Source organism: Cupriavidus sp. SIMBA_020, from assembly GCF_046535395.1.
GTDB classification, from domain to species: domain Bacteria; phylum Pseudomonadota; class Gammaproteobacteria; order Burkholderiales; family Burkholderiaceae; genus Cupriavidus; species Cupriavidus campinensis.
This window is the reverse complement of record NZ_JAWRWU010001690.1, coordinates 1-235: the sequence shown is the minus strand read 5'-3', so window position 1 is coordinate 235 and position 235 is coordinate 1. Positions and strand designations below refer to the sequence as shown.

The following is a 235-nucleotide window of genomic DNA, read 5'->3' as shown; positions in this document are numbered from 1 at the left end:
AGCGCAGAAAACGCACGTACCATTTTAAGCACCCTCGCTGGCAGCATTATTTCGTTAACCGTATTTAGCTTTTCTATGGTGATGGTGGTATTAAATTCAGCCAGTGCTAGCTTATCACCTCGAGTTGTTCCTGGGCTCATTACCCGTAAATCACACCAAATGGTTTTAGGTTTTTATTTGGGTAGTATTATTTATTCAATAATAATGCTGATAAATATCAACAAACTCGATAATG

1 protein-coding gene is annotated in these 235 nt (G+C 37.9%); it reads left to right on the top strand.

Translation table 11 applies throughout. The features are described 5' to 3' along the window. Positions 1 to 235 (top strand): DUF2254 family protein (locus SB751_RS35360; RefSeq protein ID WP_410749658.1); only part of this gene is annotated, 235 nt, incomplete at both ends.